This is a genomic window from Serratia sp. DD3, from assembly GCF_000496755.2.
Genome location: NZ_AYKS02000026.1, coordinates 1 through 25062 on the forward strand (window position 1 = coordinate 1; position 25062 = coordinate 25062).

The 25062-nt window shown below is 49.5% G+C and carries 23 protein-coding genes and 1 pseudogene; 13 read left to right on the forward strand and 11 right to left on the reverse strand.

All coding sequences use genetic code 11. The features are described from left to right. Both IO95_RS03635 and IO95_RS03640 read right to left on the reverse strand, forming a co-directional pair. A partial coding sequence (locus tag IO95_RS03635; protein WP_037383910.1) for a hypothetical protein occupies nucleotides 1–298 on the reverse strand: 298 nt, incomplete at its 3' end. Nucleotides 299–438: 140 nt separating this feature from the next. Then, nucleotides 439–951 (reverse strand): fimbrial protein, encoded by a 513-nt coding sequence (locus IO95_RS03640; RefSeq protein ID WP_023489300.1) that lies wholly within the window; start codon nucleotides 949–951, stop codon nucleotides 439–441. A 401-nt stretch (nucleotides 952–1352) separates the two neighbouring features. On the opposite strand from IO95_RS03640, the pseudogene IO95_RS03645 reads away from it, so the two are divergent. Continuing rightward, a pseudogene (locus tag IO95_RS03645) lies at nucleotides 1353–1986 on the forward strand (IS630 family transposase); the annotation flags it as partial. Nucleotides 1987–2143: 157 nt separating this feature from the next. Here IO95_RS03645 and IO95_RS03650 read toward each other — a convergent pair. Both IO95_RS03650 and IO95_RS03655 read right to left on the reverse strand, forming a co-directional pair. Then, the gene (locus IO95_RS03650) at nucleotides 2144–4159 is read right to left on the reverse strand and encodes a tRNA(Met) cytidine acetyltransferase TmcA (RefSeq protein WP_023489298.1); all 2016 of its coding nucleotides are present in this window, start codon (nucleotides 4157–4159) and stop codon (nucleotides 2144–2146) included. Between the two features lie 111 nt (nucleotides 4160–4270). Further along, a complete protein-coding gene (locus IO95_RS03655; RefSeq protein ID WP_023489297.1) occupies nucleotides 4271–5218 on the reverse strand; it encodes an NAD(P)H-binding protein in 948 nt (315 codons plus the stop codon). Nucleotides 5219–5305: 87 nt separating this feature from the next. Between IO95_RS03655 and IO95_RS03660 the strand changes: the two genes are divergently transcribed. Further along, nucleotides 5306–6214, forward strand: coding sequence for a LysR family transcriptional regulator (locus IO95_RS03660; RefSeq protein WP_023489296.1), 909 nt, complete (start codon nucleotides 5306–5308; stop codon nucleotides 6212–6214). Nucleotides 6215–6398: 184 nt separating this feature from the next. Here IO95_RS03660 and purC read toward each other — a convergent pair whose 3' ends face one another. The 3 genes from purC to dapA all read right to left on the reverse strand — a co-directional run bounded on the left by purC (nucleotide 6399) and on the right by dapA (nucleotide 8921). Then, nucleotides 6399–7112 (reverse strand): phosphoribosylaminoimidazolesuccinocarboxamide synthase, encoded by a 714-nt coding sequence (gene purC / locus IO95_RS03665; RefSeq protein WP_023489295.1) that lies wholly within the window; start codon nucleotides 7110–7112, stop codon nucleotides 6399–6401. Between the two features lie 217 nt (nucleotides 7113–7329). Further along, complete coding sequence (gene bamC, locus IO95_RS03670; protein ID WP_023489294.1) at nucleotides 7330–8022, reverse strand: outer membrane protein assembly factor BamC; 693 nt, start codon at nucleotides 8020–8022, stop codon at nucleotides 7330–7332. 17 nt (nucleotides 8023–8039) lie between these two features. Continuing rightward, the gene (dapA, locus tag IO95_RS03675; protein ID WP_023489293.1) at nucleotides 8040–8921 is read right to left on the reverse strand and encodes a 4-hydroxy-tetrahydrodipicolinate synthase; all 882 of its coding nucleotides are present in this window, start codon (nucleotides 8919–8921) and stop codon (nucleotides 8040–8042) included. Between the two features lie 109 nt (nucleotides 8922–9030). Between dapA and IO95_RS03680 the strand changes: the two genes are divergently transcribed. Then, on the forward strand, nucleotides 9031–9636 hold the full coding sequence (locus IO95_RS03680) for a glycine cleavage system transcriptional repressor (RefSeq protein WP_200874148.1): 606 nt from the start codon (nucleotides 9031–9033) through the stop codon (nucleotides 9634–9636). Nucleotides 9637–9638: 2 nt separating this feature from the next. Next, nucleotides 9639–10103, forward strand: coding sequence for a thioredoxin-dependent thiol peroxidase (bcp, locus tag IO95_RS03685; RefSeq protein ID WP_023489291.1), 465 nt, complete (start codon nucleotides 9639–9641; stop codon nucleotides 10101–10103). Nucleotides 10104–10151: 48 nt separating this feature from the next. Here bcp and IO95_RS03690 read toward each other — a convergent pair whose 3' ends face one another. After that, entirely contained in the window at nucleotides 10152–11228 is a 1077-nt protein-coding gene (locus IO95_RS03690; protein WP_023489290.1) for an AI-2E family transporter, read from the reverse strand. Between the two features lie 438 nt (nucleotides 11229–11666). On the opposite strand from IO95_RS03690, the gene IO95_RS03695 reads away from it, so the two are divergent. Both IO95_RS03695 and arsC read left to right on the forward strand, forming a co-directional pair. Next, nucleotides 11667–13136, forward strand: a complete 1470-nt coding sequence (locus tag IO95_RS03695; RefSeq protein ID WP_023489289.1) for a M48 family metallopeptidase — start codon at nucleotides 11667–11669, stop codon at nucleotides 13134–13136. Nucleotides 13137–13153: 17 nt separating this feature from the next. Beyond that, nucleotides 13154–13507, forward strand: a complete 354-nt coding sequence (gene arsC, locus IO95_RS03700; RefSeq protein WP_023489288.1) for an arsenate reductase (glutaredoxin) — start codon at nucleotides 13154–13156, stop codon at nucleotides 13505–13507. A gap of 51 nt (nucleotides 13508–13558) precedes the next feature. On the opposite strand, the gene hda is transcribed toward arsC, so the two are convergent. After that, the gene (gene hda, locus IO95_RS03705; RefSeq protein WP_037383915.1) at nucleotides 13559–14260 is read right to left on the reverse strand and encodes a DnaA inactivator Hda; all 702 of its coding nucleotides are present in this window, start codon (nucleotides 14258–14260) and stop codon (nucleotides 13559–13561) included. Nucleotides 14261–14742: 482 nt separating this feature from the next. Here hda and IO95_RS03710 point away from each other — a divergent pair, with 482 nt between their 5' ends. The 5 genes from IO95_RS03710 (at nucleotide 14743) to IO95_RS03730 (ending at nucleotide 20830) form a co-directional block, all read left to right on the forward strand. Beyond that, nucleotides 14743–15264: a fimbrial protein gene (locus IO95_RS03710; protein WP_037383924.1), complete on the forward strand. Its 522-nt coding sequence runs from the start codon at nucleotides 14743–14745 to the stop codon at nucleotides 15262–15264. A 9-nt stretch (nucleotides 15265–15273) separates the two neighbouring features. Then, nucleotides 15274–16062, forward strand: a complete 789-nt coding sequence (locus IO95_RS03715; RefSeq protein ID WP_235186731.1) for a molecular chaperone — start codon at nucleotides 15274–15276, stop codon at nucleotides 16060–16062. 114 nt (nucleotides 16063–16176) lie between these two features. Then, entirely contained in the window at nucleotides 16177–18732 is a 2556-nt protein-coding gene (locus IO95_RS03720; protein ID WP_051791089.1) for a fimbria/pilus outer membrane usher protein, read from the forward strand. Continuing rightward, a complete protein-coding gene (locus IO95_RS03725) occupies nucleotides 18717–20102 on the forward strand; it encodes a fimbrial protein (RefSeq protein WP_023489283.1) in 1386 nt (461 codons plus the stop codon). The genes IO95_RS03720 and IO95_RS03725 overlap by 16 nt, the downstream gene beginning before the upstream one ends. After that, a complete protein-coding gene (locus IO95_RS03730) occupies nucleotides 20102–20830 on the forward strand; it encodes a molecular chaperone (RefSeq protein WP_023489282.1) in 729 nt (242 codons plus the stop codon). Before IO95_RS03725 ends, IO95_RS03730 begins: the two co-directional genes overlap by 1 nt. A 119-nt stretch (nucleotides 20831–20949) precedes the next feature. Here IO95_RS03730 and uraA read toward each other — a convergent pair whose 3' ends face one another. Then, nucleotides 20950–22239 (reverse strand): uracil permease, encoded by a 1290-nt coding sequence (gene uraA / locus IO95_RS03735; RefSeq protein WP_023489281.1) that lies wholly within the window; start codon nucleotides 22237–22239, stop codon nucleotides 20950–20952. 154 nt (nucleotides 22240–22393) lie between these two features. Then, complete coding sequence (gene upp / locus IO95_RS03740; protein ID WP_023489280.1) at nucleotides 22394–23020, reverse strand: uracil phosphoribosyltransferase; 627 nt, start codon at nucleotides 23018–23020, stop codon at nucleotides 22394–22396. Nucleotides 23021–23324: 304 nt separating this feature from the next. On the opposite strand from upp, the gene purM reads away from it, so the two are divergent. Continuing rightward, nucleotides 23325–24362: a phosphoribosylformylglycinamidine cyclo-ligase gene (gene purM / locus IO95_RS03745; RefSeq protein WP_023489279.1), complete on the forward strand. Its 1038-nt coding sequence runs from the start codon at nucleotides 23325–23327 to the stop codon at nucleotides 24360–24362. After that, the gene (gene purN / locus IO95_RS03750; protein ID WP_023489278.1) at nucleotides 24362–25000 is read left to right on the forward strand and encodes a phosphoribosylglycinamide formyltransferase; all 639 of its coding nucleotides are present in this window, start codon (nucleotides 24362–24364) and stop codon (nucleotides 24998–25000) included. The genes purM and purN overlap by 1 nt, the downstream gene beginning before the upstream one ends. Nucleotides 25001–25062: the final 62 nt, after the last annotated feature.

Below are 25062 nucleotides of genomic sequence, written 5' to 3' on the forward strand. Positions count from 1 at the left end.
CCACAGTACCCCCCCCAACCCCAATATCAGAAATAGCCAGCGAAACAGTATTTAAAGCTGGTTTATTAAGACATAAATAAAAGCCACCAGCCGTCCCTCTGGGTATTTCACGTCCTAGGACCTCCCTAGCAAGGGCGAAATCAAATTCAGCATTGACCAAGTAAATACCGACTTTTATTTGCTTATCCTCCTCGGTAACATCGGGATTAACTTCAAAACTGAGCAGAGGATAAATGGTCCTGTCATCTTTACTCCAAGAATGCATTCGTGGATTAGTGATAAACTCATTTGCGTTCATATTATTACTCCTATTGGTTGAAACTTTTATTTTAATGGGTAACGGTAGATATCTTTTATGCTTCAAGTTACTTGGGTATTGGCTCTCCCTGCCTGCACCTTTCACCTAAATACCTGCCTGAAACGGAAAATAGAACGGCATTAGGTGTTGCGATTTAACGCGGCTGTAGCAGGTTTCTTCGTCACGGTACCTTCGGTGCAATATCTCACCGCGAAGTCATGGCTTGCTGTTGTTGCGTCAGCAACCAGGATCGGACCTGCCGCGCCCTTTTGCCCTGTCAGACCGAGTGGAACGGCAGCGTTTACCGGAACAACCAACTCTAAAGAGACATTCTGTACGCTACCGGTATTAGTCAGTCGCTTAGCCGCATTCAGGTTGTTACCCACAAATACGGTATCGATGGTCTGTTCCGTGCCAGAGGCAGTACACCCCGTTAAACCAATGGTGAATGCTGTCTGTCCCGCCGTGCTGCCCACAGAACCGAGTGATGCAGATGATACGGTTGGCAACAGGATCAACGGTGCCGATGCATTGCCATTAATACTGACTGCACAGCTCTGGCCTGCAACCTCCCCTTGAAAGTTAATGGTGTTATTTGCCTGCGCTGCTGCGGATAAAAGCAGGCTGCTAGCAATCATGGTGAGTTTGTTCATTTTCAGCTTCGATAGTCCCTTTGAGTTAACTCATTGACGCACGGCTATTCACGTTGTAGCTCTCAGCAGTACAACACGATGTTTCCTATTGATTAATCTCTCCTTAGAGTACTTCCTGAGCATATTTAATCAACATAAAAACCTTAATAAAACTATAGTTTAAGAGTAATCCTATTAATTTAAGTTTATACACAGAATTTATATCTAAATTCTTCTGATTTAATGAAATGGTTGATTTATAAATCAATGACGGAGGCGAGATAATGTCTAAAACACCAACAGGAAGGGCGGTTCTAGCAGTAGGAACAAGGGGGGTTATCTACCCATCCCCCTTCAGGCAGCAGAGTAACATACGGGGAATTTGAGAATGCTGATACAGACCCAGCAACGGGCCTGTATGCCTGCATCAGACAACCGTTGACCACGATATCAGCGAGTTCCTGAATAAAGGAAAGCTTAAAACCTGAAAATGGTGGCTCAAACAACAAACTCAGTGCTGAACAAACAGCTCTGTTAATCGCTCAGTTATCCGATAATTTGTTTCACCATCTCCATGATATTATTGCGTTTATTGTCCGCGCGTGGAATGTGACTTTCAGCGTTCCAGCAATGAATAACTGGCTGCACCGTAACAGTTTCACTTACAAAAAGCTGTCAGGTATTCCTCATAAATTCAGCGAAGAGAAACAAAGACAATTCATTGAAGATTATGAAGAACTGAAAGAAAAATTAGGCAGTGAGCCAATTATTTTTATTGATGCAGTCCATCCGACTCAGGCCACTAAAATCAGTTATGGCTGGATACGCATGGGCCACAGGAAAGCGGTAAAAACGACGGCTAGCAGTACACGGCTGAACATCATGGGCACGCTGAATCTGCAGTCTCTGGCGACACCACTAATCTGCGAATATAAAACGATAAATGAATATAATTTATATCTTTTTTTCAATGAGATATGAAAAACTCATCCTAATTACGAGCAAAAATCCCATGTTATTCTAGATGGTGCGGGTTATCACCGTTCGCAGCCAGTCCTGTTATTAGGGAAAACGTGCTGAAGGGGTCGTAGCGGCGTGAACCGCCGGAGTGCCCCTCAGTGCGATTGTCCCGAGTATCTCGGACTTAACAAGGATTTCAAGCAACTTGAAGTATCACGGGTATAGTAATGTAAACGCGACAGAGCATGGGCCATCATCCCCTGGTTGATTGTGACCACTGTTGCCAGTCACGGCAGCGCTGTTTGTCCAGCTGTTCCAGAGCCTGCGCAGTCTCTTGCCGAAAACAGCGTAGTAGCGCTTTTTGTCCAGTCAGCCGCTGTTCGGCGATGCATTGCTCGGTGGTGTGCTGTTGTTGTAAGTGGCTGCGTAATGCAAAACAAGGGTGTTCTGAGGTCAACAATAAACGCTGCAATGCCGCCAAGCTGGCTTCCAATGGCCGATGCGCAAAAGCAAACCCCGCCAGTTCTCGCCAATCTGCCTCATTTAATAATGGTTCGCTATCATCATCGGCAATATCAAGTGGCAGCGGGTTGCGCTGCCGTAACCAGCGCCAATCCCGGGTGAGTTGCCTATGTGCCGCATCGCACAGGGCTTTCCCTTGCTCACTGATGGATAACAGCGCCATAGCGGTATGGCAGCCACTGCTGGCCTCCGCTTTATTGCCAATACGGACCAGAATAAAACCGCACGAGTGCCAAAAACGCCATAACGATTCGGTATAACCAAAACTGACAGAAAGAAAATCCAGCCCCTGTGTGCATTGCTGCTGTTGCTCAATCAACCAGGTGCCAATCCCTTGCTGACGTAGTTCAGGTAATATCGCAATACGGCTGATACGGCGTGAACGTAACATCGGTGCCCACCATTGCCCACTGTGTGCCGCCAAGGATTGCGCCACCAGGTTGCCCCGTGGCCTTCTCCGCCCCGCCCAAACATCATGGGCCAGTTCACTCTCCAGCCCCCCTTCATCCACCAGCCACAACCCGCCAACCACTTCATCTTGCAGAGTGGCAGCACTGAAATGCATCCCCGGTGCATCCATCAGACGTCGTAAATCCAACGGTGAGGTGCGGTAATGTGCGCTGCACAGTAATGCATAGAATCGCCGTAACCGAGCTGGTTCGGCACAGAGTTCTGTCTGTTCAATCGGTTCAATCACCGGCAGTTGCGGGGTTGCTTGCCAGAACGGCTCTTCATTAAACAGTAAGGCATGGTCGATGATTCGCTCTAGCCCATCCCCCATTGCCCAACGCATTGGTTGCTGCAAGCTTAATGGCTGCCATTGCGGTAATGCAGCACAGAACTTCAACAGGAACCCTCGGCCGGTCCCTTCATAGCCCTGTACCGTGGTGGTCAGTAATACACGAGGAAAATAACTGATCAATTGCTGCAACAACGGGCCCGGGATCGCCGCCGCTTCATCCACCAGCAGCCAACCGGCATCAATGGCTGGATTTTGACGGCAATGTTGCAGTAAAGCATCCGGGGACCAAAATTGAGCCCGCCCCTGAGCCCATTGACTGGCAACTTCGGTGGCGCCACGGCTTGGCCCGGTGACCCAGCAACTTAACGGACTCTGGGAGACTAGCATCCCTGCCAACGTGGACTTGCCCCGTCCACGGGCGGCAGTTAATACCCAGATACCGGACTCTGCCGCCAACAAGCGAGTGAGAATCGCCTGCTGTTCGGCGCTAGGGTGCCCTGGTGGTGGTTGCCAATCTTGGCGCGGTGGTAAAGGGGCCAAATGTAATGGCTCATCTTGACGCCAAATCGACACTTCACTGTCAGCCAATAGCTGTTGCTGTAAGTGATGGATAAAATTTGGGGTGGCTATAGGCTGTAAACAATCTGCCCAACGCAGGCTGTCACTATCTTGCTGTTGCGCCCAATGCTGCCAAGATGGCACCAATAATAGTAACCAACTACCGGCACATAAGGCTCCGCAAAGTTGCGCCAATGCTTCTACGTCCAGCCCTGCTGTTGCATCAAAAACGGCATGCCGTCGCTCTTGCCCCAACAAGGTTTTAACGGTGTTGCCAGTCAGTGCTTCAACACCCAACGGAGCATCATCACTCACCCACAGCACATCTCCCAGAAGCGATGTGGCAAGTTGTTGAGCCTGCTCCCGACACCAGAGTGGCTCGCCACTAATCACCAAGAGCCGCCGGATCCCTTGCCGCTGCATGCATTGTTGCATTGCCTGTAACATTCAAATTCAACCTGAAAATAGCGCTATCGTCGGAAGAGTGACGAATATTATATACCCAAGTGAAATTATGATGCAGTTAGGTAGCAAAAGAAGTAAGTATTCAAGTCTGCCCTACGATTCAGGAACCGGGAGACCAAGTGCAGTAAGTGCATCAGCCAAAGCCTGCAGCAACGGAGTTTGTGGCACTGACCCTAGGTATTCAAGTAATGCGTCGTCACATAACCTATGCGGTTTCTGCCACAGATAGCGCATCCGCACTGTGGCGCGTATCATCGGTGAAAACGGCGCTGCCAGATACAACAAATACCATGGGAAAGCCCGCTGGCGTAAAGGCCGCCCATAGACAATCTGCAGCGCCTGATACAACTCATCCCCCGTCACTGTGTTACCAGGAAAGTGGAAAACCTGTACCCCCAGCGAACGCTGCCTTTTTTCCGCCAGCTTAACAAAACAGGCTGCCAGATCGGGCAAATAGGCCCATGCATGGGGAATATCGTATCTACCTGGATAAACAAACTTTCCCTGCGGCAGATATTGGCTGATAGCCAGATCAAACCATGCCCCCCCTATCGGGCCACCGAAGAAATCACCAGCACGGACAATGATGCTATCGATACCATCCTCCGTGGCGGCGTGTAGCTGTTGTTCCATTGCTATGCGTATGCGCGCCTTGCTATGACTGCCGATCTGAGGTGTTTTCACATATAACTCAGAGGGCAAGTCATCGCCAAAGTTGTAGACATTACCCGGCATCATCAACAAAGCACCACTGGTTTTTGCCACCGTTAACGCACTGGTTGCCAGTGGTAATGCCAATTGCTGCCATTGTGTATATTGCGGGCTCAGAGCATTTACCACCACGTCAACGCCTTTTGCCGCTCGACAGAGAGCTGGCGTGTCCAGAGCATCAATAATAAGTGCCTTCGCAGTAGCAGGCAGGTATTTCGGCGGACGACGGCATTGTGCCAGCACGTGCCAACCAGCAGCAGAAAAAGCCTGACAAACTGCATGACCAAAACGCCCATTAGCCCCAAGAATAAGCACCGAAGAAGAATCCATGAACACCTCAAACTGATAACCGTGTTTTATTGTTGAACATTGTTATAAAGTGAACAATACGCATAATTAAATACGAACTATTCAAAAATGAATGACTCAACATCGACGATCGGAACGACATTGCCAGACTGGAATCTACTACGCGTATTCCTAGCCGTGGTTGATGCGGGTTCCCTCACTGGTGCCAGTCGTCTGCTTCACAGTAGCCAGCCAACACTGAGTCGGCAGATTGCCGAACTAGAATCGCTGCTCGGTATTACATTATTTGAAAGGGCTGCACGTGGCTTGCGCCTGACAGTGAGTGGTTTGTCGCTGGTTGCTCTAGCACGCAAAATGGAATCGGCTGCACAGGCTATTTCACTCAGTGCGTTGGGACAAAACCAGCAATTGGATGGCTGTGTTCGTCTAACTGCCAGCGAAATGACCTCCGCCTATATTCTGCCGCCAATTCTGCAACGCTTTCGGCAGAACTATCCGCAGATTCAGATTGAGCTATTAGCTTCAGATAATGTGGAAAACCTACTTGAGCGTCAGGCAGATATTGCCATCCGTCATGTCCGTCCACAGCAAGGGGGACTGGTGGCAAAAAAACTTGGTGACGTTAATGTCGGGGCATTCGCTCATTCAAGCTATCTTGAGCGCGTTGGGGGTATTGTTGATTGGCAGTACCCCGAGCGTTACGACTGGATTGGTCTGGATACTTCCGATAGATTATTGCGCGCATTTAATCAGTCCGGAGTCCCTGTCACCCGCGAGTTCTTTGCTTTTCGCTGTGATAATCACATTGTTTGTTGGCAGGCTGCACTGGCCGGGCTCGGCATCAGCTTTGCACCTTACTGTATTGCCTCACGCTGGCCGGAAATGCTCTCGGTCATGCCTGTAGACAAAAAATATACCATGCCATTGTGGCTAACAACACATCGTGAATTACGCCACAATACGCGTATTCGGCTGGTCTTTGATGCACTACAGGCTGGGCTGCAGATCATGCTCTGAATCCGTTATGCGCAGTTATAGACAGGATAAGTCAGGCAACCCACCAGCGGGTTGAGGCGCTTAATAGCTGATAAACACGATGTCGCTATGGCTTTTTAACTGCAACTTGATTGAGCACATACGGTATAACCATCGCCATTCAAGCTGCAGCGTTGTTACCTGGTGCTTGAATGGCGACAAGCCGTTAGTCTAATTTCACCCCAATACGCCGGGCAACATCTTCATAGGCTTCGATCAGCCCCCCCAAGCTCTGGCGGAAACGATCTTTATCCATTTTATCCAACGTTTTTTTGTCCCACAGGCGGCTACCGTCTGGTGAAAACTCATCCCCCAGCACCACTTCACCTTTGAACAAGCCAAACTCCAGCTTGAAATCCACCAGGATCAGCCCTGCATCATCAAACAGCTTACTCAACACTTCATTGGCCTTGTAGCTCAACTCACGCATCCGAGCCAGATGAGCTTTGCTCGCCCAACCAAACGTTTCGCAATAGGATTCATTAACCATAGGGTCGTGCATCGCATCATTTTTCAGGAACAGATCAAACAGTGGCGGATCCAGCAACAGCCCCTCTTCGATGCCCAGACGTTTCACCAATGAACCTGCGGCACGGTTGCGGATCACACACTCAACCGGGATCATGTCCAGTTTCTGCACCAATACCTCAGTATCGGAAAGCAGGCGCTCCATCTGGGTTGGAATACCGGCTTCTTCTAACTTACTCATGATGAAATGATTAAACTTGTTGTTAATCATTCCTTTGCGATCGAACTGCTCAATGCGCTGACCATCCAGTGCTGATGTATCATTGCGAAATTCCAGCACTAACAGATCCGGGTTTTCAGTGGCATAGACAGTTTTTGCCTTTCCGCGATACAACTCAGCTAGCTTTTGCATCTTAGTGACTCCAATAGGGTTATAGCTTCCAGCCTGTAAACCACAGAGATATAGCGCTGTAGGTGACAACTGGCTGAACATAAAATTGAACAGATAAATACCGTGGCTACCAATAGCCATACCGAGCTTGCTTTAACTGTGTATATTGTGCCAAATTCGTGACGCAAACGATACCGTAGCAACAAAACAAAAAGGGGCCGTAGCCCCTTAATGATGATTATTTGCTATTGGTTTGACTGAAAGCAGCCTGGAATGCCGCCACCAAGGCGTCATTTTGCGGCTGTGCCAACGGCTTACCTTTGGCATCAATAAACTGCAAGCTGGTACGGTTATCCAAATCACCCACCTGCAGCTTGTAATCCCCACCTGATAGCCCCGGGTCTGTTACGCCCAAGGCGCGCCAGTCACTGCTACTCAGGGGTTTATAAGTAACCTCTACAGCGCCTTTCGAACGGCTGCGATCATTCACTGTCATCCCCAATTTGGTCAATGCAGGCGGCAAGCGCTCCCACACGACAACATAAGGGGCGCGAACAATCACCACCGGCAAACCGGTATCATCGGTACCACTTTGCACATCCAGCGCACCAGTAGCAGTAGGAGCAACCACACTCGGTCTTTCTACTCCACCAGTCGTCGGAGCCACTCTCTGCGATGGTGGACGAATATCCAGTTGCTTACCAACATCACCTTTGCGGGTAATGACTGGCACGTCATAGGTACCGGTTTGCACCGGTAAAATCAAACCAGACGGTGCATTCAACGGACTGAGCGGGGCGGTGTTAAGATAGGACTCATCGCCACTGACCTGGCGATTATCACGCTGATCGGAAGAACAAGCCGCCAGTGTCATCATCAACGCCAACCCTACAACTGTTGCTACCGTCGACTTCTGTAATGAATAAGCCATCAAATATCCCTAATAGGTTACAGCAAACCGGCGCTTTTCAACGCACGCTCTACCACAGGACGAGCAGCATCAGTCAACGGAAGCATCGGCAGGCGCATAGTATCTGTTGAGATCAACCCCAATGCTTTACAGGCCCATTTCACCGGAGTCGGACTTGGCTCCACAAACAGGTCCTGATGTAATGGCATCAAGCGCTGGTTCAAGCGACGAGCCTCAGCAAAATTGCCCTGTTCCGCCAAATGACAAAGTTGTGCCATTTCCCGCGCAGCCACGTTGGCGGTCACGGAAATAACGCCTCTCCCCCCGAGTTGCATAAAGTCCAAAGAGCTGGAATCGTCGCCACTGAGCAGAATAAAGTCTTCATCATCAAGCAATACTTGGATCTGACTCACTCGACTTAAGTTCCCGGTTGCCTCTTTTACCGCCACAATATTTTTGATTTTGGCTAAACGCGCGATCGTCGGCGGCAGCATGTCACAGCCGGTACGTGAGGGCACGTTATAGAGGATTTGAGGTAAATCAGTACTTTCGGCTATCGCTTTAAAGTGCTGGTACAAACCTTCCTGACTCGGTTTGTTGTAATACGGCGTGACCGTCAGACACCCCACGATGCCAGTATTGCTCAAGCGTTGCGTTAACGAAATCGCCTCGCTGGTGGCATTGGCACCGGTTCCGGCAATCACCGGAATACGCCCTGCAGCCAGTTCCAGCGTCTGCAGCACCACCTCAATGTGCTCGTCATGAGCCAGTGTGGCAGACTCACCCGTTGTTCCTACGGAAACGATCGCCGCAGTCCCACTGGATACATGATAATCAATCAGTTTTTTTAGGCTCGCACGATCGACAGCACCTTTGTCGTTCATCGGCGTCACCAGTGCAACAATACTTCCCGTAAACATTGGCCGTCCCCTCTACAAACAAGTTCCCCATGGTACTTTTGACGACTATGTAAAAGCAAGCAAACAACGTGCGGTAAGCGCTTGGCAGGCAGTTTTTTTTATGTGTACCATGGTAACTCCATTGAACACGACAGGAAGCTGCATTTTGCCTAAGCCAGATGAACACTATCTTGTGATTACCGCACTGGGTGCTGACCGCCCCGGTATCGTCAACACCATCACCCGCCACGTCAGTAGCTGCGGGTGCAATATTGAAGATAGCCGTCTGGCCATGCTGGGTGAAGAATTCACCTTTATCATGCTGCTTTCAGGCAGTTGGAACGCAATCACCCTGATCGAGTCCACTTTGCCGCAAAAAGGCGCTGAACTGGATTTATTGATTGTGATGAAGCGCACAAACTCGCAAGAAAGGCCGCCGATGCCAACCACTGTGTGGGTACAGGTGGAAGTCAAAGACTCCCCGCACATTATTGAGCGCTTTACCGGCCTGTTCAGCGCCTGGCAGATGAACATCGCTGAGCTGGTATCACGCACGCAAGTCACCGAGGGGGGCCTCCCTGCCCAGCTCTATATTCAGATCACCGCTCACAGTACCGGTGTACAAGATGCATCAAATATTGAGCAAGTGTTTTATCGCCTATGTACAGAACTGAATGCACAAGGCAGTATTAGCATTGTGAATTATCCGCAGCATGATGAGAAAGAGGGAGATTAGTGATGAACCCATTGAAAGCCGGTGATATAGCGCCAAAATTTAGTTTAACCGACCAGGATGGGGAGGTTATTAATTTGGCCGACCTCCAGGGACAGCGAGTCCTTGTTTACTTTTACCCTAAAGCCATGACCCCAGGTTGTACCGTACAAGCCTGTGGTTTACGGGATAACATGGAGGAACTGAAAAAAGCCGGTGTCGAAATCTTCGGCATCAGCACTGATAAGCCAGAAAAGCTGTCACGTTTTGCTGAGAAAGAGTTACTTAATTTCACGCTGTTATCTGACGAGGACCACCAAGTCGCGCAACAGTTTGGCGTTTGGGGTGAGAAAACCTTTATGGGGAAAACCTATGATGGCATCCACCGTATCAGTTTCCTGATTGATGCCAACGGCAAAATTGAAAAAGTGTTTGATGATTTCAAGACCACCAATCATCACGACATTGTTTTAAACTATCTCAAGCAGTAACCCAACCCTGCGCAGCAGTTTAACGACTGCTGCGCTTGATTAACCGTTTTAATTAGCGTTTTCATCCATACCAGCCGCTGTATCGTCCGGCCAAGCGTTGATCACTGCCTTAATCAGCGTGGCCAATGGGATGGCGAAGAATACCCCCCAGAACCCCCACAAACCGCCAAAAATAATGATCGAAAGAATGATCACCAGTGGATGCAAATTCACCGCTTCCGAGAACAGAATAGGTACTAACACGTTGCCATCCAACCCCTGCACCACTAAATAAGCGATGATCAACGTCCAGAAGTCTGCACCGATACCCCACTGGAACAGCGCCACCAACACCACCGGAATGGTGACCAGCACGGCTCCAATATAAGGGACCAACACCGAAACCCCCACCAGCACAGCCAATAACAATGAATAACGCATATCCAAAGTAAAGAACACCAGATATGTCACTACCCCTACAATCACCATTTCCAGTACCTTGCCGCGAATATAATTGGTGATCTGCTGGTTCATCTCAATCCATACCTGCCCGGCCAGCCCACGGTTACGCGGTAACACCTGGCGTACCGCATTGAGCATCTGTTCTTTATCCTTCAACAAGAAAAACACAATCAGGGGAACCAGGATTAGGTAGATAGCCAGGGTCACCAACCCAACTAATGAAGCCAGCGAATATTTCACCACCGAATCGCCCATACCCGACAAGCGGCCACGTATATTGTCCGTCATCATATCGATGATGCCTACGTCCACCAAAGCTGGATAACGCTGTGGCAAGGTTACTCCATAGTTGTAAAACTGGTTGAGCATGTTCGGCAAATCCTTCACCAGATTGATGCCCTGCTGCCAAGCTGTGGGGGCCACAACAAACGCCATTAGCAGGGTGATACCACCAAACAGGAACAACACCATACTCGCCGCCCAAGTTCGCGATGCGCCCAAATGCTGTAAATGCGCCGTGGGCCACTCCAACAGGTAGGCCAGCGCGATGGCCACAAACAGTGGCGTCAAAATATCGTGCAGAAAGTAAAGGATGCAAAACCCGACTAGCAAGATAACCAATAACGCTATGGCTTGCGGATCAGTGAAGCGACGACGGTACCACTGTAGTAACATCTCCAACATCAGAGATTGCTCCTTAATTTCATTAATAATGGGGGAGCGTAACTTGTTACTCTACACCCCAGTAGATAGGACCATGGCTATACCCGTCACCAATGAAGCTGCAGTGGTGTTGGCTGCGTTTACTCACCCCAGTTACTTACTTGTGTAAGCTCCTGGGGCTTCGCTCAGTTGCCGCCTACCTGCAACTCCATTGAACTTGGGTATATAGCACTAGGTTACATCTTATAAACGTTTGATTGCTGATTGCGGCTGGCTATGGTGTGATGAACGACACGAGTCAAACTGTTCATCCGCAGAAAGGGCATTTTTGTGAGCCAACACAATTTCGGATTGATTGTACTGGAGAGTGTGGCCCGGAAAAAGAACTCTTATCTAAAGAACTCTTATCTAATGTAAGCGTCTTAGTTAATGACTTATGTTTTGAGGAAATTGCTGACAATGACCACTCGGTTTACCAAAACAGCATTAGCTGTATTGTTGCTCAGTTCACTTTTTACCGCTACACCAACGCCGGTAAAAGCTGAAACCCAAGACCAACTACCTGATATGGGTGTCGCCGCTGGGGGAACACTGACTATTGGTCAGGAACTGATCATGGGCGATTTTTATGTACGCCAATTGCGCGCCAGCGCGCCATTAATCAATGATCCCTTACTGACCCAATATATTAACCAACTGGGTAACCGACTGGTGGCCAATGCGTCTTCGGTGCTCACGCCGTTCCACTTTTTTTTGGTACGTAATGACTCAATAAACGCCTTCGCCTTCTTCGGTGGTAACGTGGTACTGCACTCTGCGCTGTTTCGTGAAACCGACAATGAGAATCAACTGGCTTCGGTGCTGGCGCATGAAATATCTCACGTCACGCAACGTCATCTGGCACGAGCCATGGAAGACCAACGGCGTAATGCACCACTCACCTGGGCAGGTGCATTAGGTTCGGTTTTACTGGCGATGGCCAACCCGGCCATGGGCATGGCGGCACTCAGCGGTACAATGGCGGGGACGCAGCAAGGAATTATCAGTTTTACACAATCAAATGAACAAGAAGCTGACCGCATCGGCATTCAGTTACTGCAGCGTTCTGGATTCGATCCGGAAGCAATGCCCGATTTTCTGCAAAAGCTGTCAGACCTCTCGCGTTATTCCTCCAAACCACCGGAAATGCTATTAACCCACCCGCTGCCGGACAGTCGCCTTGCTGATTCCCGTAACCGCGCCAACCAGATGCCGCGTATTGTGGTGCAATCCAGCCAGGACTATCTGTTGGCTAGAGTGCGAACCTTGGGTATGTACAGTGCAGAAGGCTATGGTTTGAACGAAAATATCCTGATGAGCTACAGTCAGGGCAATGTACGGGAACAGCTGGCGGCAAAATACGGCAGAGCTATTCTGTACTACCAAGCGAAAAAGTACGATGAAGCCCGCAATATCCTCCAGCCCCTGCTGGCTGCTGACCCGAAAAACCCCTGGCTGCTGGATCTGATCACCGATATCGATCTGGGTCAGAATAAAGCCCCTCAAGCCATCGCACGCCTGGAAGCCATCAATGCTGCCCAAAGTAAAAACCCGGTGTTATTACTGAACCTGGCTAATGCTTACGTTGAAGGCAAGCAACCGGCGAAGGCCTCACAAATTCTAAACCGCTATACCTTTACCCATCCAAATGACCAAAACGGTTGGGATCTGTTGGCTCAGGCCAGTGCGGCACAAGGGCTACGCGATGAAGAACTGGCTGCCCGGGCTGAGAGTCTGGCACTGGCAGGCCAGTTGGACCAGGCGATCAAGTTGCTCAGTGACGCCAGTGCATTGCAAAAACTCGGGAGTTTGAAACAGGCACGCTATGACGCACGTATCGACCAATTGCGCCAATTGCAGCAAACTTTCCGCCAGTTCCAGCGCTCTTGATTTAAGGAATCATTGAAATGAAAAACATCACTCTCTATCACAACCCGCGTTGTTCCAAGAGCCGAGAAACCTTGACACTGCTGCAACAACAGGGTGTTGAACCGGAAGTGATTCTCTACCTGGAAACGCCCCCTTCAGTGGCTGAGCTGAAAACCCTGTTGCAACAGCTCGGTTTTAGCTCTGCCCGTGAACTGATGCGCAAAAAAGAAGATACCTATCAGGAACTGAAACTCTCCGATGAAACGTTGAGTGAAGAGCAACTACTCGCCGCGATGGTGGCAAACCCTAAATTAATTGAACGCCCGATTGTGGTAAAAGGCAACCAGGCCCGCATCGGCCGCCCACCAGAGCAGGTGTTGGAAATTATTTAAACTCTGTACCACTCGGCAAGCTCGCTTGTGTTGGCGTGTTCAACCGCGCCATCACAAGCTAAAAATTTCTTTCACAAAAGGAATGGTCAGTTTACGTTGTGCGGTGATTGATGCCTGATCAAGCTGATCAAGGGTCATAAACAGCGCACGTATCTCACGATCAAGACGTTTGAGCAGAAAACGCCCCACATCCTCTGGCAGTTCAAAACCTCTCAGTTTGGCACGCAATTGCAGCGCCAGCAGTTTTTCCTCATCAGACAAAGGTTGTAGCTTATAAATTTGCCCCCAGTCGAGGCGAGAAGCCAGGTCCGGTAAACTCAGATTCAGTTGGCGTGGTGGGCGGTCCCCAGTAATCAATAGACGTGTACAGCCGGTTTCCAGAATACGATTATAAAGATTGAAAATCGCCATTTCCCACGCAGGGTCGCCAGCAATGCATTCAATGTTATCAATGCACACCAAGGCCAACTGTTCCATGCCATCAAGCACCTCTGGCACAAAGTAGGCCCGTTTATCCAGTGGCACATAGCCCACCGCCTGGCCACACTGAGAAAGTTGCGCGCAAGCCGCATGTAACAAATGGCTACGCCCACCACCTTCACGTGACCAGAAGTAGATATAGCTACCATGCTCCATATGGAGTGCAGACTGGATCGCCGCTAATAGAGACGAGTTCTCACCCGGATAAAAACTGGTAAAAGTTTCATCATCGGGAAGGAAAAGTGGCAGTGAAAGCTGTGCCGACGTATTCAGAAAAGCACCCCAACCAAGACTGGCAAGAAAACGCCCTCAGTCTAGCACAAAACCGTGACGCTGTTGAACTTCAGCACTGATTTTCAACTAGGGTGAAAATCACAGGCCGTTGGAGCAAATCGCATCAGGTTAATCAAGTCAAGCAGCTCTATTTGAAATTACGTCACCAATGAGTATTAAAATGATAACAAATAATATGATTACCTCTAACAAAATAACACTTAAAATAAAAATAAGTTAATAAAAAACATAAAATAAATAAAGAAAATTAAAACCATTATACAATATATTACCAATAGGACGATTATTATTAATGATTACTAAGATTATTCCTAAAATAATGGATTATTAAAATATATCGTTGTCTGAATTTAATTAAGTCGTAACCTAAGAATAATAAAAACACAACGTTGTAACCCCCGAAATGGTGACATTAAGACGTCACCGATAATTTGAACTAAAAGGAAATAGTAACTATGAAAATGAACAAACTTGCAATTATTGCTGCAGGCCTGGCTTTATCCGCATCTGCACTGGCCAACAACACGATTAATTTCCAAGGTGAAGTTGCCGACCAGACTTGTGCGATCAACATCAACGGTAATGCATCTACACCGCTCATCCTGCTGCCCACGGTGTCAGCCACAGACCTTGACAGCAGCGGAAAAACGGCTGGTCTAACTCCCTTCACCATCAGCCTGACGGGTTGCACCGCGTCTGGCAGCGTTACGGCAATCAAAACGGTGTTTGTCGGTAACAACCTGACAGCAGCTAACAATATGGGTAATACCGGCGATGCCAGTAACGTTGCCCTGCGACTGGTTGACCCAGTGACACCCACTGTTGCCCTGGACCTGACTGGGCAAACTGGGGCTCCTGGCCTGTCTCTGGCCAGCGGTGCCACTACAGCCAGCCATGATTTCGCCGTGCAATATTATGCTGAAGGTATCGCAGCACCGGGCTCAGTCTTCGGTAGCGTTCAGTACGCTGTCTCTTATCAGTAACTAACCAGTATGCTCCTTCCAGGTGAATGGAAGGGGCTTACCAAGAGGATAATTCCCGTGGCAATCAAATATCCACCAATGGTATTTAGTGCTTTATTGGCGCTGTCTGTGTTGCTCCCTACCCCTGTGAGTGCCAGCGTAGTGATGCTCAACACCAGGATCATTTACCCGGCTGATTCACAATCGCAAACTATACAGCTGACTAACAAAGACAACATTCCGTATGTGATGCAGATGTGGTCGGACATTAACAATCCGGCATCAACACCGGAGAACGCTGATGGGCCGTTTGTCGTGGTACCTGCACTTTTCCGTATTGAACCACAAACCGGTCAATCGGTGCGCTTGATATTTACCGGTAAAGATTTACCTCAAGACCGTGAATCGGTTTTTTACTTCAACAGTGTACAGATCCCTCCAAAAAATATGGCAAACCAGGCAGAAAATCAGATGCTGGTAGTACTACGCAACCGGGTAAAAATATTCTACCGTCCGAAAAACATTAGCGGAAGTTCAGATACCGTCGCTCAGCAGTTGCGTTTTTCGCTTAATCAAAAAGACAGCCAATGGATAATGACCGTACATAATGACTCTGGTTATTACGCCTCTTTTATTAAAGCAGTCGCCGTTATCGGCAATAAAGAAGTGCCCTTTAAAGTCGATATGGTCGCCCCTAAATCGCAAACAAGCTGGGTATTAGAAAAAGGTGCCCAATCCCCTGCCGGAGCACAGAAAGTGAAATTTACCTTAGTCAATGACTATGGCGGCCATACCAACCTTGAGAGCAGATTGAACTGATCAACCACCGTATTGAGTCATCATCAGGATCTTTGCGTTTAAGGAACCAAAGGAATGCACATAAAAATAACCAATTCCTCGCACTGCATCAATGTTCCTCTTAGGAGAGTCGCCTTGGGTCATTGTCGTGTCAATGCCCCCCGTATCAAGCCATTGGTCATTTTACTGGGGCTGTTGATACCACACGCCTTTGCCGCCACAGCGCATAAACAGTTTGAATTCGACGCCAGTATGCTGGTCGGCGAAACCACAGGGGAAAACAGTCTTGCTCAATTCACCGAGGCTAACCATGTGGAACCTGGTAGTTATCAGGTTGATATCTTCGTCAATGGCGTTTTTTTTGCCCGTAAGTCCCTGCTATTCAGCGCTGCTACGCCCGGGAAGACCTCTGCTTGTTTAACAGCAGAGATGCTACTTGATGCCGGTGTTTTACCTGCTGCCATACAAAAACAAACTGACCAGAGCCCCCACTGCCTTAGCCTGGAGCAGCAAGTTGATGGTGCCACTAGCCGTTTCGATTTTGCGCGGCTGCGTCTCGATCTTTCCGTGCCACAAATAATGATGCAGCGGGATGCCCGCGGTGCCGTGCCAGTCAACGATTTATCAGTTGGGGAAACTGCCGCATTTACCAGTTACGATACCAACTACTATCGCGCCAAAGCATCGGGTAATACGACGGATTCGGCCTTTTTAGGGTTAAATTCAGGTATCAACCTCGGCTTGTGGCAGTTCCGTCAACAATCCAGTTTTACCCGCTATACCAGTGACAATAGTCCAAGTAATACCCGTTGGAACTCCATACGCACTTACGTGCAACGACCATTACCTTCCCTCGGTAGCCAGTTAACCGTAGGAGACAGTTTCACCTCCGGTAACTTATTCAGCAGTGTGGGGTTCCGTGGAGTGATGCTCCAGACCGATGAGCGTATGTTGCCACAATCACAGCAAGGTTATGCGCCGAGTATTCGTGGTGTCGCCGCCACCACGGCCAAAGTCAGCGTGCGCCAATCCGGTGTACTGATTTATCAAACCACGGTGGCACCGGGTGCCTTCGTTATTGATGACTTGTATCCCACCAGCTTCCAGGGGGATCTGGCGGTAGAGATTCAAGAGGCCGATGGACGCGTTTCCTCATTTACCGTGCCATTTGCTGCCGTACCTGACTCGATGCGCCCCGGCCACGGAAACTTCAGCCTGGTGGCCGGACAGGTGCGCAATATCGCTGACAGCAAGGCCAAATTTGCTGATTTAACCTATCAGAGAGGGATAACCAACGCCATTACCGCCAATTCAGGGATTCGTGTTTCTGATGGCTACCAGTCACTACTCGGTGGTGCCGTCTTCACCAGTCGGTTTGGCGCATTAGGCTTTAACACCGCTTATTCACGGGCAGATATACGGGGGCAGACTGTTGATGGTTGGCGACTCGGCACCACTTACAGCCGTACCTTTACGCCCACTGCCACCACCCTCACACTGGCAGGCTATCACCATTCTACTCAAGGCTATCGTGACTTGGTTGATGTTCTGGGAACCCGTGATGCCGATAAAAGCGATAACGTTTGGTCATCCAGTACCTATCAACAGAGTAATCAATTCGTCACTAGCATCAGCCAAAGTTTAGGTGAGTACGGTCAGTTATACTTTTCTGGTTCAACCAGCACTTATCGCGGTGGTCGTGGCCGTGATACCCAGTATCAAATGGCCTATTCGAATCATTTCAATAATATCAGCTATAACTTGTCAATTGGTCGCCAAAAAACCGGCAGTACCCGCTATGGGATGCAATCAACCGATCAGGTTGCCAGCGGTACAGTGCAGAACATCGTTATGTTATCGGTTTCAATCCCGTTAGGTGCAAGTTCACATTCTCCAACCCTCTCTTCCAGCGTCAGTCATTCTTCTGGCGAGAACAGTAATACCAGTTATCAAACCTCATTAGCGGGAACGCTGGGTGAAGACCAAAGCCTCAGTTATGCGGTGAATGGTGCCTTTAATTCCAGCGGTACGGGAACCAGTATGGGCGGTAATCTGACCAAGCAGGCGTCTCTGGCCACATTAGGGGCCAACTTCTCGCAAGGCCAAAACTATACCCAGGGGGGAGCCAGTGTTCGCGGCGCTGCAGTATTGCACCGTGATGGTATCACTCTAGGACCTTATCTGGGTGATACCTTCGCGTTGGTTAAAGCAGAAGGGGTAAAAGGCGCTGACGTGATTAACGGGATGGGAGCAAAAATAAATAGTTTCGGTTATGCCATTGCCCCCTCGTTGATCCCTTACCGTTATAACGATATTGGTCTTGATGCCAAGGGGATTGAGAATGCCAATGCTGAACTGTCGGAAAACCAACAACGTGTCGCGCCCTATGCTGGCTCCGTGGTCAAAATCCACTTCAAAACCCGGGAAGGTTATCCATTACTGATCAAAGTACGTGGACCACAGGTTAACAATTTAATCCTGGGCAGCAATGTTTATGACAAACAAAATACCATCGTCGGCCTGGTGGGGCAGAGTAATCAAATTTATGCCCGTCCCGCAGATAAACAAGGTGTATTACGGGTGAGATTGGGCGATTCACCCAGTGAACAATGTACGCTGAATTATGATTTACGTGATCAAGAAATGAATCAGTCTCTCTATCGTCTGGAGTTATCATGCAACAACCACTAACAACAAAAAAAACCTGGCGTCAACGCTTCACTAGCCTGTTGCTGGTAACGGCGGGTTTGACCACAAGCATGCCAGGCTGGGCTGAATGTTACAGAATTGATGCTTTGAATTACACCAGCACCGATAAAAATTCACCCACTTATATCGAGCCAGGTAGGGGAACCGTCGGTTACTGGGCTGGTTCCGTTGATACAGCGGGATCCGCAGGGACTTTGCCAACCGTCATCAATATCAATAACTCGACTTTCCAGCCAGATGGCACTTTGATCGCCAGTGGGATAGTCAGTTTTTTACAATCCGGAGAGCAACCTTACACCTCTGACCAAGTGCTGTTCCGTTGTACCGCCAGTGAAGCAGGTAAACTGTATGAATACTATGCCACCAATGGTGACGACTACTACGGGGGTTCCTTGGAAATCGGCACACCTTATGGCCTACCGGAGACCTACCAGACTTGGATTACTGGCCTGGGGATACGCGCCACCAATCTGACAACCGGAGAATATTATTCCCGTTACTGGAAAGCACGTCTATTGACCAATCTGGATACCGACTCGCTAGGGTGGATACTGGTTAAAGCCAAAAACTTCAGTGATTCAAAAGTGGAGTTATTCAAATTAAGCAGTGCTGTTGCATGGTCAGAACCTGGCATTTATGGACGATATCAACCGGCTGCCTATATCGCTTTCAAGGGCGGAAGCCTCTCCCCAAACTTAAGCGTAGGAGCAGATTCCGCATCCTACTGGCTGGGTTTTCCTGGCCATTGGCCTGGCGCAATAAACCTGTATAACAACATTTATATCCGCCGTTCGGCCACTTGTTCAGTCACCAATGTCACCCCCACCGTCACCTTCCCGATAATTTCGGTGCCAGAATTAAAAGCCGGTGCTACACGTCAAATGCCGATTACCATTCAGTTTAGCTGCCAAACCGGGGCGCCGGCCAATAACAGTGTAGCAGCAATAGCCAGCGGTATTGCTGCTAACCAGACCGCCATGGGGATTCTGGTCAAGCCAGCCAATGCCGCGGCGGCCATCGATGCGGGTTTGGGAACCGCGGGTTCCGGGGTCAAATACCTGTTATCTGATGGTTATGGTAAGGACCCCAATGTAGCTACCGGGGTCGGCATTCAGATTTCACGCCCCAATGGTACTCCATTAAACCTGCTCAGTACCCTCAGTGGCGCGGTACTTGGCGGTAACAATGCAGGTTGGTACCCGGTATTGGATGATGCGACCCCAGGGGCTGTGGCCAATGGTGTCACCACCTATACCAAAACCCTGAATGCCACCTTGAAAGCGTTACCCGCTAAACCAGTCACTGCGGGTAGAGTGTCTGCCACAGCACAAGTCATTATTCAGGTGCAATAATGCGGAAATTAATCAAACTCTGTATGGCCGGTGGATTATTTATCAGCAGTTGGGTACAAGCCGGGGTGATTATTGAATCATCACGAGTGGTTTTCTCGGCCACCGATCGTGAACGCTCGCTGCTGTTGTCAAACGGAAACCCCTATCCGGTGATAGTACAAACCTGGATTGACGATGGGGCACCGGAAGGAACCCCAGAAACAGCGGGAGAGGTTCCCGTAATCCCCTTGCCAGGGCAGTTTCGCCTGGAGCAAGGGGAGAAAAAGAACCTTCGTCTATTGGCAACCCAGACTGAGCAACCACAGGATCGTGAGTCTTTGTACTGGCTCAATATTTACGAAATCCCACCTACCGATAGCCAATTACCCCCTGGTGTTCCTAGGGTGAAAGTGGCGATACGCCTGCAATTGAAGATGTTTTACCGGCCCAAAAACCTGCAACCCAGCGTTAATAAACTATTGGAACTGCAACAATTTAGTCTAATCCGCTTGCCGGGGACGCTAAAACTTAAGGTGGAAAATAGTTCACCTTATTATGCGACCTTCAATGCCGCCAAGATAATGGGGAAAACGCAATCATACCCGGTAGATATTGGCATGTTACCCCCTTTCTCCAGCAAAACGTTGGATATCAGTGGTGCGATAGCCTGGCAACCGGACAGTATCAGTTACAGTTTGATTAACGATGATGGCAATGCCATCGCCAACAAAAAAACCATCAATAAATAATGAGTTGCGACAGCTTTTGGCTGATAAGGGCGCACTGGTGCGCCCTTGGCCTGGAGGAGTGGTAACGACAACCTGAATAGTGTTCTTCAGGTTGTTACCTTTTATTGATCCTTGGACGGTTATTGATCCTTGGAAGGGACTTCCAGCACATCAATCACGTCTTCATCTTTGCGATACAGGCTGATCAGTTTGAATAACAGGCTTAGGCCAACACCCACCACCGTCGCCAGTGCCATCCCTTTCAATTCTGCCGCACCAATATGCACCTTGGCACCACTGACACCGATAATCAGGATCACCGAAGTCAGGATCAGGTTTTTCGCCTTGTTGTAGTCCACTTTGGATTCAATCAATACGCGAATACCGGAAGCTGCAATCACCCCGTAAAGTAACAGAGAAACACCGCCCATCACCGGTACTGGAATTGCCTGAATCGCCGCTGCCAATTTACCGATGCACGAAAGCAGAATGGCTAAAATTGCCGCACCACCGATAACCCAGGTGCTGTACACCTTGGTGATGGCCATGACACCAATATTTTCCCCGTAGGTGGTGTTCGGTGTTGAACCGAAGAAACCGGAGAACACGGTTGAAATCCCATTGGCAAACATCGAACGGTGTAAGCCCGGGTCACGCATCAAATCTTTTTTAACGATGTTCGCCGTCACCACCAGATGACCAACGTGTTCAGCAATCACCACCAGCGCTGCAGGCAGAATGGTAAAGATGGCAAACCACTCAAACCGTGGGGTATAAAAAGTGGGCAGAGCAAACCAGGGAGCTTCACTAATGGGGGTTAAATCGACCACACCCATAAAGAACGACAGTGCGTACCCTACCAACACCCCAATCAAGATGGGGATAATCGCCAGAAACCCACGGAACAGCACTGAACCTAACACCGTCACACCCAAGGTTACCACCGAGATAATGATGGTGGTGCTATTGGCGGGGCTACCTTCCGTCGGCAATAACCCGGCCATATTGGCTGCTACACCGGCCAATTCCAAACCGATGACCGCAACAATCGCCCCCATTGCTGCTGGCGGGAACATCACATCCAGCCAGCCGGTGCCGGCCTTTTTCACAATCAAGGCCACCAGGCAAAAGAGTAGGCCACACATGATAAAGCCACCCAGGGCCACTTCATATCCCAAGGGTAATAACAGCATGACCGGGGAGATAAAGGCAAAGCTGGAGCCCAGATAAGCGGGAATTTTGCCCTTACAGATAAACAGGTATAACAGCGTGCCGAGACCATTAAACAGCAGCACAGTAGCTGGGTTAATGTTGAACATGATCGGCACCACCACCGTGGCCCCAAACATCGCGAACAAATGTTGGAAACTCAGTGGGATGGTCTGTAATAGTGGTGGACGTTCATTAACGCCAATGGCGCGACGGGTCATGGGTGGCTTTCCTCTGTGTTAAATCAATAGTGTCTATTCTAGTAGCGATTTTATCTCTGCTCTGCTCATTGCTCGCCGACGTGTTAACAGCAACCACGTTGACGCCTGAAAGACAAGGAGCATTAAAAAGCCGACTCTCTGGTCGGCTCATCATTTATTTGGTACCGAATATCTTGTCGCCTGCATCCCCCAAGCCGGGCACGATATACCCCTTCTCGTTCAGACACTGGTCAATAGAAGCGGTATACACTTCAACATCCGGGTGGGCTTTTTCCAACGCCGCCAACCCTTCAGGGGCCGCCACCAGCACCAATACCTTGATGCTGCTACAACCGGCTTTTTTCAGCAGGTCGATGGTGGCAATCATCGAGCCGCCGGTAGCCAGCATTGGGTCGACCACCAAGGCCATACGCTCGGCGATATTAGAAACCAGCTTTTGAAAATAAGGCACTGGCTCCAGGGTTTCTTCGTCACGATAAACCCCTACCACGCTAATACGCGCGCTTGGCACATGTTCTAATACCCCTTCCATCATGCCAAGACCGGCACGCAAAATGGGCACGACGGTAATTTTTTTCCCTTTGATTCGTTCCACTTCTACTGACCCGCACCAACCTTCAATGGTGACGGTTTCTGTCGCCAGATCGGCCGTCGCCTCATAGGTCAGTAAACTACCCACTTCAGAAGCCAACTCACGAAAACGTTTGGTGCTGATATCATGTTCACGCATCAGTCCGAGCTTGTGTTTAACTAGCGGGTGTTTCACCTCAACGATCTTCATTGTTCTTCTCCTATTAAGGCGGTTTAAGGCGGTACGGCCAAAAAAATCGCCGGATTATACCGCCTTTTCCTGAGCACGCCACTACCCAGAGCCCGATCAAGATCAATAAAAGCGTAATAATCACCATAGGCTCTGATTGATGCAAATGATCACCGATAAGCTATAACTTATAGACGAAAATCCCAGTGCGTGTCACAAAGCCTCTCGCAAACGTTTGCTTACGCTGTTAGAATTGGCGCGCCTTGTTCCGGAATCAACACCGGCAGCACCATTTCAAACCGCAAACCGTCGTGGGGATCGCGCAGTGACCGATAAAACCTCTCTCAGCTATAAAGACGCAGGTGTCGATATTGATGCAGGTAATGCATTGGTGGACCGCATCAAAGGTGTAGTAAAACAGACCCGTCGCCCAGAGGTCATGGGTGGCTTAGGGGGGTTTGGTGCCCTATGCGCATTACCACAAAAATATCGTGAGCCGATACTGGTTTCCGGCACCGATGGTGTTGGCACCAAACTGCGCCTGGCTATGGATCTTAAACGCCATGACACCATTGGTATCGACCTGGTAGCGATGTGTGTTAACGATCTGGTGGTTCAGGGGGCAGAACCCCTCTTCTTCCTTGATTACTATGCCACCGGAAAATTGGATGTCGATACCGCTGCCAGTGTGATCAGCGGCATTGCCGAAGGCTGTAAACAATCGGGTTGCGCGCTGGTAGGCGGCGAAACCGCCGAAATGCCAGGTATGTACCACGGTGAAGATTACGATGTCGCCGGTTTTTGCGTCGGTGTGGTCGAGAAATCAGCAATCATCGACGGCAGTAAGGTACAGTCAGGGGATGTCTTGATCGCTCTGGGCGCTTCAGGCCCGCACTCCAATGGTTACTCGCTGGTACGCAAAATTCTGGAAGTCAGTCAGACCGACCCCACCACCACGTTACTGGCTGGCCAACCCCTGGCTGACCACCTACTCGCCCCAACCCGGATTTACGTAAAATCGGTCCTGGCGTTGATTGAGCAGGTCGATGTACATGCCATCGCTCACTTAACCGGTGGCGGCTTCTGGGAAAATATTCCACGGGTGTTACCCGCTGGTGTGCAAGCAGTGATTGATGAATCGAGTTGGCAATGGCCTGCTATCTTCAATTGGCTACAGCAAGCCGGTAATGTCAGCCGCCATGAAATGTACCGTACCTTTAACTGTGGTGTGGGTATGGTGATTGCATTGCCAGCAGAATCAGCAGAAAAAGCGCTCGCTTTACTCTCTGCGGCAGGTGAAAAAGCCTGGAAAATCGGTACACTGACGGCCTCTTCTGACCAACAACAAGTGGTTATTCAGTAATGAAAAAGATTGTGGTGTTGATTTCAGGCCAAGGAAGTAACCTCCAGGCACTGATCGATGCCTGCCAACAGGGCCGGATCACCGCCAATATCGTGGCGGTGATCAGCAATGTTCCCCAAGCCTATGGCCTGCAACGGGCCAAAGAAGCGGGTATTGCCACTGATGTGCTCGAGGCCAAAAACTTTGTTGACCGCGAAGCCTTTGATAGTGCACTGCAACAAACCATCGACCAATATCAACCGGATCTCATCGTGTTGGCGGGTTATATGCGCATCCTCAGTAACCCCTTGGTGCAACATTATGCTGGGCGTATGTTAAACATCCACCCTTCCCTGCTGCCCAAATACCCCGGGTTACATACTCACCGCCAGGCTATTGATAACGGTGATAGTGAACACGGTACCTCGGTACACTTTGTCACTGAGCAACTCGATGGTGGCCCGGTGATCCTGCAAGCTAAAGTGCCGATCTTCCCCGGTGATGAGGAAGATGAGGTGATTGAGCGGGTGCAGGCTCAGGAACATACCCTCTATCCGCTGGTGGTGAACTGGTTTATCGAAGGGCGACTGGAGATGCGTGATAACGCCGCCTGGCTGGATGGGCAACGTTTATCCGAGCAAGGATACGCAGCAGACTAATATCTACCCCTGAAATAACGCTGACGAGATGGCCTGGATACGCACTATCCAGGCTCTATTTT